Genomic DNA, 14,625 nt, shown 5'->3' on the forward strand with positions numbered 1-14,625 from the left:
TTCATAAAAGGGCAGACTGATGTTCTTAATTATATTAATAAAATCGCTCATCATTGGCGGCCTGGTTGGCGTCGGTGTCGGAGCCGGGGCTGCACGCATGTTTCATGCGCCTACCACTCAGGGTATGGGCGCGTTTCGTACGTTGGGGGAACTGAACTCCTGTGAAGGGGATCCGGCATCCCACTTCTCCTTTGGGTTAGGTTTCTTCTTTAACGCCTGGGCCTCTTCCGTGGCCGCAGGTGCCTTCACACAGGACGTTGACCACCGCATCATCCCGAACTGGGGTGCTGCTGCTCTGATGATCAAAAACCGTAACGTCGGCGAAACGCTGCACGATCCCCGCAAAATGGCGATTGCCTGCGGCGCGATCGGCATGATCGTCGTGACCTTCCTGAACCTGACCGCCTCCTCCGTTCCGGCTGCGCTTCAGGTCACCGCCGTCAAGGTGCTGGTGCCTGCGGCTAACCTGCTGGTGAACACCGTCATGCCGGTGATCTTCTGGCTAGCGGCCATAGACGCGGGTAAAAAATCGGGCTTCTGGGCCACCATCTTTGGCGGCGCGGCGCAGCTGATCATGGGCAACGCCGTACCGGGCCTGGTGCTGGGGATCCTGATCGGTAAAGGCGTGGAAGAGAGCGGCTGGAACCACGTCACCAAAGTGATGATGGCGGCGATCGTCCTGCTCTTCGTGCTGAGCGGCTTCTTCCGCGGCTTCGACATGAAGATGATCGAATCCTTCCATCTGACCGTGCCGAACTGGCTCGACATGATCCACAACTCGCTCAGCGGTAAATAACAGGAGCCTCTAAATGGAACAGAATAAAGGTTTTTGGTATGCCGACTGGTCGTTCCCGATCTTCGTTGGCCTGCTCTCCTCCGGCGTCTTCGCCGGGACGCACATGTACTACCTCTACGGCATCGGCGCGTTTAACGAAGTGGCCTTCGTGGCGATGCTGAAAGCGGGGATGGATACCGGCGTCTACGGCGCGGTGGCGGCGTTCGGCGCAAGCTTCCTGTTCGCCCGCATTATCGAAGGGTCGCTGGTCGGTATTCTCGATATCGGCGGCGCCATCCAGACCGGCGTGGGCCTCGGCGTTCCGGCGCTGCTGCTGGGCGCGGGCATCATGTTCCCGGTGACCAACTTCATTGCCGCGCTGATTACCGGCCTGGTGATTGGTCTGGCGATTGGCTACGTCATTATCCTGGCGCGTAAGTTCACCATCAACCAGAGCAACTCCACCTACGGTGCAGACGTGATGATGGGCGCGGGTAACGCCTCCGGCCGCTTCCTCGGGCCGTTGATTATCCTCAGCGCCATGACCGCCTCCATTCCTATCGGCGTCGGCTCCCTGCTGGGTGCACTGGTGTTCTACATCTGGCAGAAGCCGATCACCGGTGGCGCCATTCTCGGCGCAATGCTGTTGGGCTGGCTGTTCCCGGTCGCCCTTTAATATCTGCGGGCGCTCAGGCGCCCGCCTTATCAGGAGATCCTCATGTTTGATTTACTCCTGCGCCGCGCGCGCCTTGCCGACGATACCCTGACCGATATCGCCATCCAGGACGGGAAGATTGCGGCGCTGGGCGACATTGACGCTCCCGCCAGCAAAACGGTTGAGCTGAACGGCAACGTATTCGTTAGCGCAGGCTGGATTGACTCCCACGTCCACTGCTACCCGAACTCCCCGATTTACCACGACGAGCCGGACAGCGTCGGCATCGCCACCGGCGTGACCTCCGTGGTGGATGCGGGCAGCACCGGGGCCGACGACGTGGACGATTTCTATGAAATCACCCGTAAAGCGACAACCGACGTCTTTGCCCTGCTGAACATCTCCCGCGTGGGGCTGATTGCCCAGAACGAACTGGCCAACATGGCGAATATTGACGCCGACGCGGTGAAGCAGGCGGTGAAGCGCCACCCTGATTTTATCGTCGGCCTGAAGGCGCGCATGAGCAGCAGCGTGGTCGGTGAAAACGGCATTACGCCGCTGGAGCGCGCTAAGGCCATTCAGAAAGAGAACGGCGACCTGCCGCTGATGGTGCACATTGGCAATAACCCGCCGAACCTCGACGAAATTGCCGAGCTGCTGAGCTCCGGCGACATCATCACCCACTGCTACAACGGCAAGCCAAACCGCATTCTGACGCCCTACGGCGAGCTGCGCGCCTCCATCACCTCCGCTCTGAAGCGCGGCGTGCGCCTGGACGTCGGCCACGGCACGGCGAGCTTCAGCTTTGAGGTGGCGAAACGCGCCATCGCGATGGGCATTCTGCCGCACACCATCAGCTCGGATATCTACTGCCGCAACCGCATCAACGGCCCGGTCGGCTCGCTGGCAAGCGTGATGTCGAAATTCCTCGCCATCGGCATGTCGCTGCCGCAGGTGATTGACTGCGTGACCGCGAACGCCGCCGACGGCCTGCGCCTGTCGCATAAAGGCCGCATTCAGCCGGGCCTCGACGCCGACCTGACGCTGTTTACGCTTAAGCGCCAGCCGACGGTGCTGACGGATGCCGAAAACGACAGCCTGCAGGCTGAACACATTCTGGTGCCGCTTGCCGCGATCCGCGCGGGCAAGGGCTACATGACCGAACAAGGGAGCACGGAACATGCCTTCGATTTATGAGAAGTACAACTTAAAGCAGGTGATCAACACCTCCGGCCGCATGACGGCGCTGGGCGTCTCCACCCCGCGCCCGGAAGTGGTGCAGGCGGCGATGGACGGCATGAATCACTATTTCGAGATGAAGGATCTGGTTAACAAAACCGGGGAATACATCGCGAAGCTGCTGGACGTGGAAGGGGCGACGGTGGTCTCCTGCGCGTCGGCGGGCATTGCCCAGTCCGTGGCGGCGGTTTTGGTAAAAGACAGCGACTGGCTGCTGGAAAACCTGCACGTGACCCCGATTGAGAACAACGAGATCGTCCTGCCGAAAGGCCATAACGTTAACTTCGGCGCGCCGGTGGGCACCATGGTGGCGCTGGGCGGCGGTAAGCTGGTGGAAGCGGGCTACGCCAACGAATGCTCCGCCGATCAGCTGGCGGCGGCGATCACCCCGCGTACCGCGGCGATCATGTACATCAAATCTCACCACTGCGTGCAGAAAAGCATGCTCAGCGTCGAGCAGGCGGCGGTGGTCGCGCGTAAGCACGATCTGCCGCTGATCGTCGACGCGGCAGCGGAAGAAGATCTGCATACCTACTACCGATCCGGCGCCGATCTGGTGATCTACAGCGGCGCGAAGGCAATTGAAGGGCCAACCAGCGGGCTGGTGATCGGCAAAACCCAGTACGTTGAGTGGGTGAAGCGTCAGACCGCGGGCATTGGCCGCGCCATGAAAGTGGGTAAAGAGGGCATTCTTGGCCTGACCTGCGCCATCGAACATTACCTGACGGCGACCAAAGAGAGCGGGGCCGAGATGGTGGCGAAAATGACGCCGTTTATCGAGGCGCTCAACACCCTGAACGGCGTCACCGCGCGCGTGGTCTGGGACAGCGCCGGTCGCGATATCGCGCGCACCGAGATTAAGTTCGACGAAGCCGCAACGGGCGTCGGCACGGGCGATCTGGTGGCGAAGCTGAAACAGGGTGAATACGCCATTTACTTCCGTGGCTACAAGGCCAACGAAGGGATTATCGAGGCGGATGTGCGCAGCGTGAACGCTGACCAGCTGAACATCGTGTACCGCCGTATTAGCGAAGTATTAGGACAGGAGAAAAAAGCATGAAACTGACCCCCAACTTTTACCGTGACCGCGTCTGCCTGAACGTGCTGGCAGGATCGAAAGCCAACGCCAGCGCCATTTACGAGGCGGCGGAAGGTCACGTGCTGGTGGGCGTGCTCTCCAAAAATTACCCGGACGTGGCGAGCGCCGTTGCCGATATGCGTGAATATGCCGCGCTGATTGATAACGCGCTCTCCGTAGGCCTCGGCGCGGGGGATCCAAACCAGTCGGCGATGGTGAGTGAAATCTCCCGTCAGGTGCAGCCGCAGCACGTCAACCAGGTCTTTACCGGCGTGGCCACCAGCCGTGCGCTGCTGGGGCAGAATGAGTCTGTGGTCAACGGCCTGGTCTCTCCGACCGGCACCGTCGGGATGGTCAAAATCTCCACCGGCCCGCTGAGCAGCACCGCCCCGGACGGCATCGTACCGGTTGAAACCGCGATTGCCCTGCTGAAGGATTTCGGCGGCAGCTCCATCAAATACTTCCCGATGGGCGGCCTGAAGTGCCGAGACGAGTACAAAGCGGTGGCGGAAGCCTGCGCCCGTCACGACTTCTGGCTGGAGCCAACCGGAGGTATCGATCTGGAAAACTATGAGGAGATCCTGCAGATCGCCCTCGACGCGGGCGTAAGCAAAATCATCCCGCATATCTATAGCTCGATTATCGACAAGGCCAGCGGCGATACGCGCCCGGAAGATGTGCGTACGCTGCTTGCGATGACGAAGACGCTGGTTAAGTAGAACCTGCCCCTCACCCTAACCCTCTCCCAAAGGGAGAGGGAACCTTTACCCCCTCTCCCTTTGGGAGAGGGCCGGGGTGAGGGGAAACAAACCGCACACACCCAAAGGAGCCACCATGCACACCCGTACCCTGCTTGTTGCTTCACTCTCAATGTTCGCCACCACCGCCATCGCCCAGACGCAGTACGCCTGGGTGGGCACCTACAACCCCAACGGCGAAGGGCTGTACCGCTTTACCGTTGACCCGCAAAGCGGCGCGCTGGCGAATAAAACGCTGGTGAGCAAGCTGCCGAACGCCGCGCAGCTGGCCGTCTCACGCGACGGCAAAACGCTCTATCTGGCAAGCGAAGTGGAGCAGGGCGTGGTGCAGGCGCTGCGGGTGGGGGATAACGGCGCGCTGAGCGAGCTGAATCAGGTGGCCTCCGGCGGCGCGGGGCCGGTGTATCTTTCCCTGACGCCGAACGGTCGCCATCTTCTGGTGGCGAACTACGTCAGCGGATCGATCGCAGTGCTGCCCGTCAACGCAGACGGCAGCCTGGGTGAGGCCACGGACACTCATCAGGATCAAGGCGAAGCGGGCGCGGCGAAGCCGGAAGCGGCAGCGGAGGGCAGCTTTGCCATCAGCGATCATAACGGCCCCCACGCGCACATGATCGCCGCCGATCCGAGCGGGAAGTACGTATTTTCAACCGATCTTGGGCTGGATCGCCTCTACCAGTACCGTTTTGACGATCGAACAGGAAAGCTGACGCCGAACGATCCGCCGTTTATCAGCGCCTCCTCAAAAGGCGCCGGGCCGCGCCACTTTGTCTTTACGCCAAAAGGCGATGCCCTGTGGCTGATTAACGAAGAGGCGTCTACGCTCACCCATTATACCGTGAGCGCCAACGGCACCTTAAAAGAGGGCAAAACGCTTTCAGCCCTGCCGGAAGGTTACAAAGGCACCAGCTTTGCTGCCGGGCTGGCATTAAGCGCCGACGGTAAACAGCTGTATGTGGCTAACCGTTTGCATAACAGCATCGGGCACTTTACCGTAACAGCGGAGGGCACGCTGACGCATCAGGACGACGTGTGGACGCGGGGAGACTATCCGCGCACCCTGACGCTTGATAAGCAGGGACGCTGGCTGTACGTCATGAACCAGCGCAGCGACAACATCACCCGTTTCCGAGTCGGTCAGGACGGCAAGCTCAGCTTCGAACCGGACTACACACCGGTCGGCAGCCCATCCCAGATGGTCATTTCACCTTAAGCCGTAAGAGGACAAACCCGTGCGATTTCCGAACCAACGTTTAGCGCAACTGTTCGATCTGTTGCAAAACGAGACGCTGCCGCAGGACGAGCTGGCGCAGCGGCTGTCGGTCTCCACGCGAACCGTCCGTGCCGATATCACCGCCCTGAACGCGCTGCTGGCAGGCCACGGCGCGCAGTTTATATTGAGCCGGGGCAACGGCTATCAGCTTAAAATTGATGATGCCCAGCGCTACCAGCAGCTGCAGGCATCCCACCCGCGCGCGCTGCGTATTCCCCGGACCGGGCCGGAGCGCGTGCATTATCTGGTGGTGCGTTTTCTCACCTCGGCATTTTCTCTTAAGCTCGAGGACCTGGCGGACGAGTGGTTCGTCAGCCGCGCCACGCTGCAAAGCGACATGGCGGAAGTCCGCGAGTGGTTCCTCCGCTATAACCTGACGCTGGAAACGCGTCCGCGCCACGGCATGAAGCTGTTTGGCAGCGAGATGTCGACCCGCGCCTGCCTGACCGATCTGCTCTGGGAGCTGGCGCAGCAGGACAGCCTGAACCCGCTGGTGACCGACGTGGCGCTGAATGCGGGCGTGGCGGAGCAGATGGTGCCCGTGCTGCACGAGGCGCTGACGCGTCATCACATCCGTCTGACCGATGAAGGCGAGCTGTTCCTGCGCCTGTACTGCGCGGTGTCGGTGCGGCGCATCAGCGAGGGCTATCCGCTGCCGGAATTCCACGCCGAAGACGTGGAAGAGAACGTGCGCGAGGCGGCGAAAGATATCGCCGTCACTATCCAGCAGCTGGCGGGCAAAGCGCTTTCACCTTCGGAGGAGAGCTGGCTCTGCGTGCACATTGCGGCGCGGCAGATCCAGGAGATTGCCCCGAGCGCCATTAACGCTGATGACGACGAAGCGCTGGTCAACTACATCCTGCGCTACATCAACACCCACTATAACTACAATCTGCTCAGCGACGAGCAGCTGCACGCGGACCTGCTCACGCACATCAAAACCATGATCACCCGCGTGCGGTATCAAATCATGATCCCCAATCCGCTGCTGGATAACATCAAGCAGCACTACCCGATGGCGTGGGATATGACCCTCGCGGCAGTATCGAGCTGGGGCAAATACACGCCGTATGTGATCAGCGAAAACGAGATTGGCTTCCTGGTGCTGCATATCGGCGTCGGGCTGGAGCGCCACTACAACATTGGCTACCAGCGCCAGCCGCGCGTGCTGCTGGTGTGCGACGCCGGTAATGCCATGGTCCGCATGATTGAAGCCGTGCTGCAGCGTAAATACCCGCAAATTGAGGTCACGCGCACGCTCACCCTGCGCGAGTACGAGCTGGCGGAAACGATTGGCGAAGACTTTGTGATCGCCACCGCCCGCGTCAGCGAAAAGTCCAAACCGGTGGTGACGATCGCCCCGTTCCCGACCGACTATCAGTTAGAGCAGATCGGCAAGCTGGTGCTGGTGGACCGTACCCGCCCGTGGATGCTGGATAAATACTTCGACGCGGCCCATTTCCGTATTCTCGACAAGCCCGTTGACCAGCAAACGCTGTTCCGGGAACTGTGCGCGCAGCTTGAAGGCGAGGGGTTTGTCGGCGCGGAGTTCCTGGATTCCGTCGTCGAGCGTGAAGCCATCGTCAGCACCATGCTCGGCGACGGTATTGCGCTCCCGCACTCCCTCGGCCTGCTGGCGCAGAAAACGGTAGTCTATACCGTGCTCGCCCCGCACGGCGTCCAGTGGGGCGACGAAACCGCGCACGTCATCTTCCTGCTCGCCATCAGCAAAAGCGAATACGAAGAGGCGATGGCGATTTACGATATTTTCGTCACCTTCCTGCGTGAACGGGCGATGTCGCGGCTCTGTAGCTGCGGAGATTTTGCCGAGTTTAAGGCGGTGGCAATGGAGAGTTTGAGTCGGTTTTGAGAGGCGTTATCCAGAATTCGATGTAATGCGAATGTAATGCTAAACTGCATTACACATTCGATTTTACCGGAGGCATAATGGCCACGCTGAACGTCCGTCTGGATGACAAACTCAAAAACGAGGCTTATGCCGTGCTGGAAAAACTTAATATCACCCCAACGGAAGCCGTGCGATTACTGTTTCAGTACGTCGCGGAGACGGGACGCATGCCCGTGAAAACGGTCACCATTAGCGACAGTGAAGATGAACTGATACAGGCAGTCCGGGATCGGCTGGCTAATCCGCAAAAGGGAATTAAGGTTAGTCTGGATGACTTATGAACTGGCATTTGATCCGAGGGCGTTAAAGGAGTGGAGCAAGCTGGGGGAGACTGTAAAAGACCAGTTTAAGAAGAAACTTGCGGACGTGTTGGTGAACCCCAGGGTCGAATCGGCCCGCCTGCCTGGTCTACCGGATTGCTACAAAATCAAACTCAGATCGCAGGGTTATCGTTTGGTCTATCAGGTTCAGGACAACGTTGTAACGGTATTTGTTATCGCTATCGGTAAGAGAGAGAAAGCAGCCGTTTATCATGATGCAAACAAACGGCTCTAACGCTCACCGCAGATGATGCACAACCTGGTTGCTGCTGCCGCGCCAGATCAGCGCCGGGTCTTTTAAATCCTGCACGAACTTGCCGTCGACCAGGACGTTAATCAGATCCACCACTTCCATTTGCTGCGCGTTCAGCTCTTCCAGCCTGTAGCCCGTCCAGACCCAGATATCTTTTCCCGTACATTCTGCCCGAATGCGTTTTACCAGCTTCAGGATATCCGGCACGTTTTGCGGGTGCAGGGGGTCGCCACCGGAAAGTGAGATCCCCTGACGGTGAATGCGCGTGTCGTTCAGGTCGTTGACGATCTTGTCTTCCATCTCAGCGGTAAACGGCATGCCGGAGTTCACGCGCCAGGTGCTTTTGTTGTAGCAGCCGGGGCATTCGTGGACGCAGCCTGAAACAAACAGGGTGCAGCGGGTGCCAGGGCCGTTGACGATGTCGACGGGGTAGTATTGATGGTATCGCATAGAAAATGTCCAGAGAATGTGTGCGCGCTGATGCCCTCACCCCGGCCCTCTCCCACAGGGAGAGGGGGAGGAGTTCCCTCTCCCTTGAGGGAGAGGGGGAGGAGTTCCCTCTCCCTTGAGGGAGAGGGGTAGGGTGAGGGGGAGAACCCTGCGCAGAACTTACCCGATCTGCCCATTCCCCAGATGCTTCACGCGGCGCTTCACCTCTTCCTGCTTGCCGGCGTTAAACGGGCGCGCGTCCGGGCTGCCGAGATAGCCGCACACGCGACGGGTCACGGAGACGCGGGCCGCGTCGTGGTTGCCGCATTTCGGGCAGGTGAAGCCTTTGCTCGTACACTCGAACTCACCGGTAAAGCCGCACTCGTAGCACTCGTCGATTGGCGTGTTGGTCCCGTAATACGGCACGTGCTGATAGCTGTAATCCCACACGTCTTCCAGCGCCTTCAGGTTGTGCTGAATGTTCGGGTACTCGCCGTAGCAGATGAACCCGCCGCTGGCGATCGGTGGATAGGCCGCTTCGAAGTCGATCTTGTCGTACGGGTTCACCTTTTTCTCCACGTCGAGGTGGAAGCTGTTGGTGTAATACCCTTTGTCGGTCACGCCTTCCACAATCCCGAACTCGGCAGTGTCCAGACGGCAGAAGCGGTCGCACAGGTTTTCGCTCGGCGTGCTGTAGAGGCTAAACCCGTAGCCGGTTTCCTCTTTCCACTGGTCAACCGCGTCGCGCAGGCGCTGAACGATGGCGATGCCTTTTTCGCGCAGGGCCTCGCTGTCGTACATATGCGTATCGCCCGCCAGGGCGTTGATGGTCTCGTGAATACCGATATAGCCCAGCGAAATGGACGCGCGACCGTTTTTGAAGATCTCCGACACGTCATCGTCCGCCTTCAGGCGCACGCCGCAGGCCCCTTCCATATAGAGGATTGGTGCCACGCGGGCCTTGACCCCTTCTAGGCGCGCAATACGGGTCATCAGCGCCTTACGGGCCAGCTGCAGACGCTCGTCCAGCAGCGTCCAGAATTCAGCTTCATTGCCTTTCGCCTCCAGCGCGATGCGCGGCAGGTTCAGGCTGATGACGCCCAGGTTGTTACGCCCGTCGTGGATCTGCTCGCCGTTTTCATCTTCGTACACGCCGAGGAAGCTGCGGCATCCCATAGGCGTTTTAAACGAACCGGTCACTTTGACGACCTGATCGTAGTTAAGGATGTCCGGATACATGCGCTTGCTCGCGCACTCCAGCGCCAGCTGTTTGATGTCGTAGTTCGGATCGCCAAACTTGTGGTTCAGGCCGTCGCGGATAGCGAACACCAGTTTCGGGAACACCGCCGTTTTGCGGTTCTTGCCGAGGCCGGAAATGCGGTTGCGCAGGATGGACTGCTGGATCAGGCGCGATTCCCAGCTGGTGCCCAGACCAAAACCGAAGGTCACAAACGGCGTCTGGCCGTTGGCGGTGTGCAGCGTGTTCACTTCATATTCCAGCGACTGGAAGGCGTCGTAGCACTCTTTCTCGGTGCGGGAGTGCGCGTAGCCGTCAGCGTCCGAGATCTGCCACTCTTCGGCCGTTTTACGATGCTTGTTGAAGCTTGCCGTCACGAACGGGGCCAGTACTTCATCAATACGGTTAATGGTGGTGCCGCCATAAATGTGGCTGGCAACCTGGGCGATAATCTGCGCGGTGACGGCGGTGGCCGTGGAGATGGACTTAGGCGGTTCAATCTCGGCGTTACCCATTTTAAAACCGTGGGTCAGCATGCCCTTCAGGTCGATCAGCATGCAGTTGAACATTGGGAAGAACGGCGAATAGTCGAGGTCGTGGTAGTGGATCTCGCCGCGCTCGTGCGCAGACACCACGTCGCGCGGCAGCAGGTGCTGGCGGGCATAGTGTTTGGCGACGATACCGGCCAGCAGATCGCGCTGGGTCGGGATCACTTTACTGTCTTTGTTGGCGTTTTCATTGAGCAGGGCGGAGTTGGTCTGCTCCACCAGGCCACGGATCTCCTGGTTCAGACGACCGCGCTTCTCACGCTGCACGTCACGATCGTGACGGTACTCAATGTAGGCGCGCGCCAGCTGCTTGTAAGGCCCCGCCATCAGCTGGTTCTCAACCGCGGTCTGGATCTCATTGATATCGACCTGGCTGCGTTCGTTCATCTGGCTGCTAACGACTTCTGCGACGGTGGCGCAGTAATCTGCGTCATCGACTCCCGCTGCTTTAGCTGCACGCAGAATGGCTTCCTGGATGCGCTCTGATTTAAACGGCACTTTACAGCCATCACGTTTCATCACATGCGGTGTCATGATCACTCCATTTTTTGAAAACAGGTTATCCACAAAGGTGGAGAAGTATTCACCGGGCGTATTCCCCGCCGGGCCAAAGACTTCCCGCGTTCCCAGCTCGTGTTATCCACAATTCCGGCCAGCGTAAGCGCCGTCTTGTTGTTGGAATAGTAGACGATAAATACAAGATGTTGGGTCGGCGTGCATTTTAAGTGCTACATATAGTGATTTGCATCAAACATGTTTGCGATTTATTTGATGCAGAACAAAGTAAAAAGACGAGAGTACAAACGGCGGGCGCTTCAGCGATTGTAAAGGCGTGCGAGAAAAATCTGATTAATTATTCAACAAAAACAGTAAAATAAGCCGGGTACTGGGGGCACCCGGCAGGGAACGTTACTGCTGCAACCACCAGACGGCTTCAAACGGACGGAGCGACGTCGTTTGCGGTGCCGGATAGTTACTCATCAGGACCTGCGGCTGACCGCTGAGAACGTCCGTTTCCCATTCCTGAGGCGTATGACTCAGGTTTGCCGCCACTATCAGCGTCTGCCCCTGCCACTGACGGCGATAGCACCACAGGGAAGGATGTTCCGGCAGGAGGTCTTCATAATCTCCCCACGTCAGCACCGGCAGAGTCTTGCGCAGGCTAATCAGCGACTGGTAGGTGTAGAACACCGAATCCGGGTCGTCGAGCGCCGCGCGGGCGTTCACCGTTTCGTAGTTATCGCAGACGCCAATCCACGGCTCGCTCTCGGTAAAGCCCGCATTGTGCGACGCGTCCCACTGCATTGGGGTTCGTCCGTTATCACGGGACTTACTCGCCAGAATCGCCAGCAACTCGTCCGGCTCGCGGCCGTCGGCCCGCAGTTCGGCGAACATGTTCAGGCTTTCCACGTCGCGATAGTCGGTGATGCGGCTGAAGTGCGGGTTGGTCATCCCCAGCTCTTCGCCCTGATAGATATACGGCGTGCCCTGCATGCCGTGCAGCACCATGCCGAGCATCTTCGCGGCATGAACGCGGTATTCCCCTTCGTCACCAAAGCGCGACACGATGCGCGGCTGATCGTGGTTACACCAGAACAGCGCGTTCCAGGCTTTGTTGTGCATCCCCTGCTGCCAGTGGCGGAAGAGGGTTTTCAGCGCCACGAAGTCAGGCTTCGCCTTCGTCCACTTTTCGCCGCCGGGGTAGTCCACCTTCAGATGATGGAAGTTAAAGGTCATCGACAGTTCGCTTCCGTCGAGCGACGCGTACTGCTGGCAGTTCTCCAGCGAGGTCGAGGACATCTCGCCCACCGTCATCAGGTTGCGCGGGGTGAAGACGTCGCGGCTCATCTCCTGCAGATATTCGTGAACGCGCGGCCCGTCCGTGTAGAAGCGGCGGCCGTCTCCGATGTTGTCGTCTGGGAAATCCTGGTCTTTTGAAATCAGGTTAATCACGTCCAGACGCAAGCCGTCCACGCCGCGATCGGCCCAGAACTCGCACACCTTTTTCAGCTCGGCGCGCACTGCCGGGTTTTCCCAGTTGAGATCCGCCTGCTCCGGGGCGAACAGGTGCAGATAGTACTGCTCGCTCTCGGCGTGCCAGCGCCAGGCGTTGCCGCCGAATTTGGATCGCCAGTTGTTGGGCAGCTCGTCCGGGGTGCCGTCGCGCCAGATGTAGAACTGGCGGTACGGGCTCGCCTTGTTCAGCGATTCCCGGAACCAGGCGTGCTGCGTCGAGGTGTGGTTAAACACCATGTCCAGCACGATGCGGATGCCGCGCTCGTGCGCCCGGGCAACCAGCTCGTCGAAATCATCCAGCGTGCCAAAGGACGGGTCGATGGCGGTGTAATTCGCCACGTCGTAGCCATTATCCACCTGCGGGGAGATATAAAACGGCGTCAGCCAGATGGCGTCGATGCCGAGGGTTTTCAGGTAGTCCAGGCGCTGCGTCACGCCGCGCAGATCGCCGGTGCCGCTGCCGGTGGTGTCCTGGAAACTCTTTGGGTAAATCTGATAGATGACGCCGTTCTGCCACCAGTGAGGGAGAGTATTCATAGTGCGTTCCTGCAAATGCGAAGGGGCGCAACTGCGCCCCGAAAGAGAGAATTAAACAATCTGCAGCGAGCCCTGACGGAACTTGCGCTGGTAAACCACGGTGGTGAGCGCCATTGGGACGATAATCGCGATGGCCATCGCCAGGGCAAACACCTGCCAGTAAGCGGGCTGGATGGAGAGGATGCCCGGCAGGCCGCCGACGCCAATCCCGTTCGCCATCACGCCGTTCAGACCGCACACCAGGCCTGCCAGACCGGAACCGATCATCGCGCAGAGCATCGGGAAGCGGTATTTCAGGTTGATACCGTACATCGCCGGTTCGGTGACGCCAAGGTAGGCAGAGATGGCTGCCGGAACGGAGATCTCACGCTCGTTGTGCTTACGGCTGACGATGATGATGCCGGTGACCGCAGAGGCCTGCGCAATGTTAGACAGGGCGATAATCGGCCAGACCGGCGTGCCGCCGAGGCTTTGGATCATCTGCATGTCGATAGCCAGCGTGGTCTGGTGCACGCCGGTGATCACCAGCGGGGCGTACAGGAAGCCAAACAGCGCGGCACCGACTGGCGCGAAGCTGCCGGTCATCAGGTGACGCACCGCGAAGGCCACGCCGTCGCCGATCATGCGGCCAAACGGACCGATAAAGGCGTGCGCCAGGAACACCGCCAGAATCAGCGAGCAGACCGGCACCACCACCAGATAGAGGTAATCCGGCACGATGCGCTTCAGGCGCGTTTCAATAAAGCCGAGCGCCAGACCGGCCAGCAATGCCGGAATGACCTGCGCCTGATAGCCCACTTTGGCGATGGTAAACAGGCCGAAGTTCCACACCTCAGGCACCTGCTGACCAAGTAAGTAAGCGTTCATTAACTGTGGAGAGACCAGCGTGACGCCCAGCACGATACCGAGAATCGGCGTGCCGCCCATTTTGCGCACCGCGGACCAGCAGATCCCGACCGGCAGATAGAAGAAGATGGCTTCGCCAATCAGCCACAGGAAGTCGTAGATGCTTTGCAGCGCCGGGTACATCTGCGCCAGGGTTTTGCCGTCGCTCATCGGCACATCGCCGATGACGTTACGGAAGCCTAAGATTAAGCCCCCGCTGATCAGCGCGGGCAGCAGCGGGAAGAAGATCTCCGCGAAGTGGGAAATCAGCTGCTCGTGCCACTTCATGTTCTGGCGCGCGGCCTTCTTCGCCTGCTCTTTATCGGCGGAGGAGTGCCCGGTGGTTGCCAGCAGAGCCTGATAGTAATCGCCCACTTCGGTACCAATAACGACCTGGAACTGCCCGGCGTTGGTGAAGCAGCCTTTAACCATGGAAAGTTCTTCAATGGCCTTCGGGTTGGCTTTGGCCGGATCGTTCAGCACGAAGCGCAGGCGGGTAATGCAATGGCTGACGGTGGCGATGTTCTCGCGGCCGCCGACCAGGACGATCAGCCGATCGATATCTGCTTGTTTGACTTTACTCATCATGAAACCTCATGACAGATGGTGAGGGGGTGTAATGACCTGAGCGCAAGCCTACTCCTTCAGCGTGACGGCGAAAATGGGAACGTTCCCGAAATCGGGCGAAGATCACAATAATCTGTTTTAGGGGG

At 59.4% G+C, this 14,625-nt stretch carries 13 protein-coding genes; 9 read left to right on the top strand and 4 right to left on the bottom strand.

Annotated elements, in window-relative coordinates; translation table 11 throughout:
• Nucleotides 1–19: 19 nt before the first annotated feature.
• The 9 genes from AC2TE5_RS02535 (at nucleotide 20) to AC2TE5_RS02575 (ending at nucleotide 8,242) form a co-directional block, all read left to right on the top strand.
• Entirely contained in the window at nucleotides 20–796 is a 777-nt protein-coding gene (locus AC2TE5_RS02535) for a DUF4311 domain-containing protein (protein WP_063144056.1), read from the top strand.
• A 13-nt stretch (nucleotides 797–809) separates the two neighbouring features.
• Nucleotides 810–1,451, top strand: a complete 642-nt coding sequence (locus AC2TE5_RS02540) for a DUF4310 family protein (protein WP_010427370.1) — start codon at nucleotides 810–812, stop codon at nucleotides 1,449–1,451.
• A 42-nt stretch (nucleotides 1,452–1,493) separates the two neighbouring features.
• Nucleotides 1,494–2,627: an amidohydrolase/deacetylase family metallohydrolase gene (locus AC2TE5_RS02545; protein ID WP_484612594.1), complete on the top strand. Its 1,134-nt coding sequence runs from the start codon at nucleotides 1,494–1,496 to the stop codon at nucleotides 2,625–2,627.
• Nucleotides 2,611–3,729 (top strand): DgaE family pyridoxal phosphate-dependent ammonia lyase, encoded by a 1,119-nt coding sequence (locus tag AC2TE5_RS02550; RefSeq protein ID WP_484612595.1) that lies wholly within the window; start codon nucleotides 2,611–2,613, stop codon nucleotides 3,727–3,729. The genes AC2TE5_RS02545 and AC2TE5_RS02550 overlap by 17 nt, the downstream gene beginning before the upstream one ends.
• Nucleotides 3,726–4,466 (top strand): 2-dehydro-3-deoxy-phosphogluconate aldolase, encoded by a 741-nt coding sequence (gene dagF / locus AC2TE5_RS02555; protein ID WP_213329005.1) that lies wholly within the window; start codon nucleotides 3,726–3,728, stop codon nucleotides 4,464–4,466. Before AC2TE5_RS02550 ends, dagF begins: the two co-directional genes overlap by 4 nt.
• A gap of 115 nt (nucleotides 4,467–4,581) precedes the next feature.
• Nucleotides 4,582–5,718 (top strand): lactonase family protein, encoded by a 1,137-nt coding sequence (locus tag AC2TE5_RS02560; RefSeq protein WP_484612596.1) that lies wholly within the window; start codon nucleotides 4,582–4,584, stop codon nucleotides 5,716–5,718.
• 19 nt (nucleotides 5,719–5,737) lie between these two features.
• On the top strand, nucleotides 5,738–7,648 hold the full coding sequence (locus AC2TE5_RS02565) for a BglG family transcription antiterminator (RefSeq protein WP_484612597.1): 1,911 nt from the start codon (nucleotides 5,738–5,740) through the stop codon (nucleotides 7,646–7,648).
• Nucleotides 7,649–7,725: 77 nt separating this feature from the next.
• Complete coding sequence (locus tag AC2TE5_RS02570) at nucleotides 7,726–7,968, top strand: type II toxin-antitoxin system RelB/DinJ family antitoxin (protein ID WP_063144050.1); 243 nt, start codon at nucleotides 7,726–7,728, stop codon at nucleotides 7,966–7,968.
• A complete protein-coding gene (locus AC2TE5_RS02575; protein WP_484612598.1) occupies nucleotides 7,958–8,242 on the top strand; it encodes a type II toxin-antitoxin system RelE family toxin in 285 nt (94 codons plus the stop codon). The genes AC2TE5_RS02570 and AC2TE5_RS02575 overlap by 11 nt, the downstream gene beginning before the upstream one ends.
• 3 nt (nucleotides 8,243–8,245) lie before the next feature.
• Here the strand turns inward: AC2TE5_RS02575 and nrdG are convergent, their stop codons facing one another.
• The 4 genes from nrdG to treB all read right to left on the bottom strand — a co-directional run bounded on the left by nrdG (nucleotide 8,246) and on the right by treB (nucleotide 14,497).
• Nucleotides 8,246–8,710: an anaerobic ribonucleoside-triphosphate reductase-activating protein gene (nrdG, locus tag AC2TE5_RS02580; RefSeq protein ID WP_484612599.1), complete on the bottom strand. Its 465-nt coding sequence runs from the start codon at nucleotides 8,708–8,710 to the stop codon at nucleotides 8,246–8,248.
• Between the two features lie 159 nt (nucleotides 8,711–8,869).
• Nucleotides 8,870–11,008: an anaerobic ribonucleoside-triphosphate reductase gene (gene nrdD / locus AC2TE5_RS02585; RefSeq protein WP_484612600.1), complete on the bottom strand. Its 2,139-nt coding sequence runs from the start codon at nucleotides 11,006–11,008 to the stop codon at nucleotides 8,870–8,872.
• Between the two features lie 375 nt (nucleotides 11,009–11,383).
• The gene (treC, locus tag AC2TE5_RS02590; protein ID WP_484612601.1) at nucleotides 11,384–13,027 is read right to left on the bottom strand and encodes an alpha,alpha-phosphotrehalase; all 1,644 of its coding nucleotides are present in this window, start codon (nucleotides 13,025–13,027) and stop codon (nucleotides 11,384–11,386) included.
• A 51-nt stretch (nucleotides 13,028–13,078) separates the two neighbouring features.
• On the bottom strand, nucleotides 13,079–14,497 hold the full coding sequence (gene treB / locus AC2TE5_RS02595; RefSeq protein ID WP_484613306.1) for a PTS trehalose transporter subunit IIBC: 1,419 nt from the start codon (nucleotides 14,495–14,497) through the stop codon (nucleotides 13,079–13,081).
• Nucleotides 14,498–14,625: the final 128 nt, after the last annotated feature.

Source organism: Enterobacter sp. N5-15 (assembly GCF_057221635.1).

Coding starts and splice junctions, on each gene's coding strand:
- treC (WP_484612601.1), bottom strand. CDS start 13,027: ATGAATACTCTCCCTCACTGGTGGCAGAACGGCGTCATCTATCAGATT.
- treB (WP_484613306.1), bottom strand. CDS start 14,497: ATGAGTAAAGTCAAACAAGCAGATATCGATCGGCTGATCGTCCTGGTC.
- AC2TE5_RS02545 (WP_484612594.1), top strand. CDS start 1,494: ATGTTTGATTTACTCCTGCGCCGCGCGCGCCTTGCCGACGATACCCTG.
- AC2TE5_RS02570 (WP_063144050.1), top strand. CDS start 7,726: ATGGCCACGCTGAACGTCCGTCTGGATGACAAACTCAAAAACGAGGCT.
- nrdG (WP_484612599.1), bottom strand. CDS start 8,710: ATGCGATACCATCAATACTACCCCGTCGACATCGTCAACGGCCCTGGC.
- AC2TE5_RS02535 (WP_063144056.1), top strand. CDS start 20: ATGTTCTTAATTATATTAATAAAATCGCTCATCATTGGCGGCCTGGTT.
- AC2TE5_RS02540 (WP_010427370.1), top strand. CDS start 810: ATGGAACAGAATAAAGGTTTTTGGTATGCCGACTGGTCGTTCCCGATC.
- AC2TE5_RS02550 (WP_484612595.1), top strand. CDS start 2,611: ATGCCTTCGATTTATGAGAAGTACAACTTAAAGCAGGTGATCAACACC.
- AC2TE5_RS02575 (WP_484612598.1), top strand. CDS start 7,958: ATGACTTATGAACTGGCATTTGATCCGAGGGCGTTAAAGGAGTGGAGC.
- nrdD (WP_484612600.1), bottom strand. CDS start 11,008: ATGACACCGCATGTGATGAAACGTGATGGCTGTAAAGTGCCGTTTAAA.
- AC2TE5_RS02560 (WP_484612596.1), top strand. CDS start 4,582: ATGCACACCCGTACCCTGCTTGTTGCTTCACTCTCAATGTTCGCCACC.
- dagF (WP_213329005.1), top strand. CDS start 3,726: ATGAAACTGACCCCCAACTTTTACCGTGACCGCGTCTGCCTGAACGTG.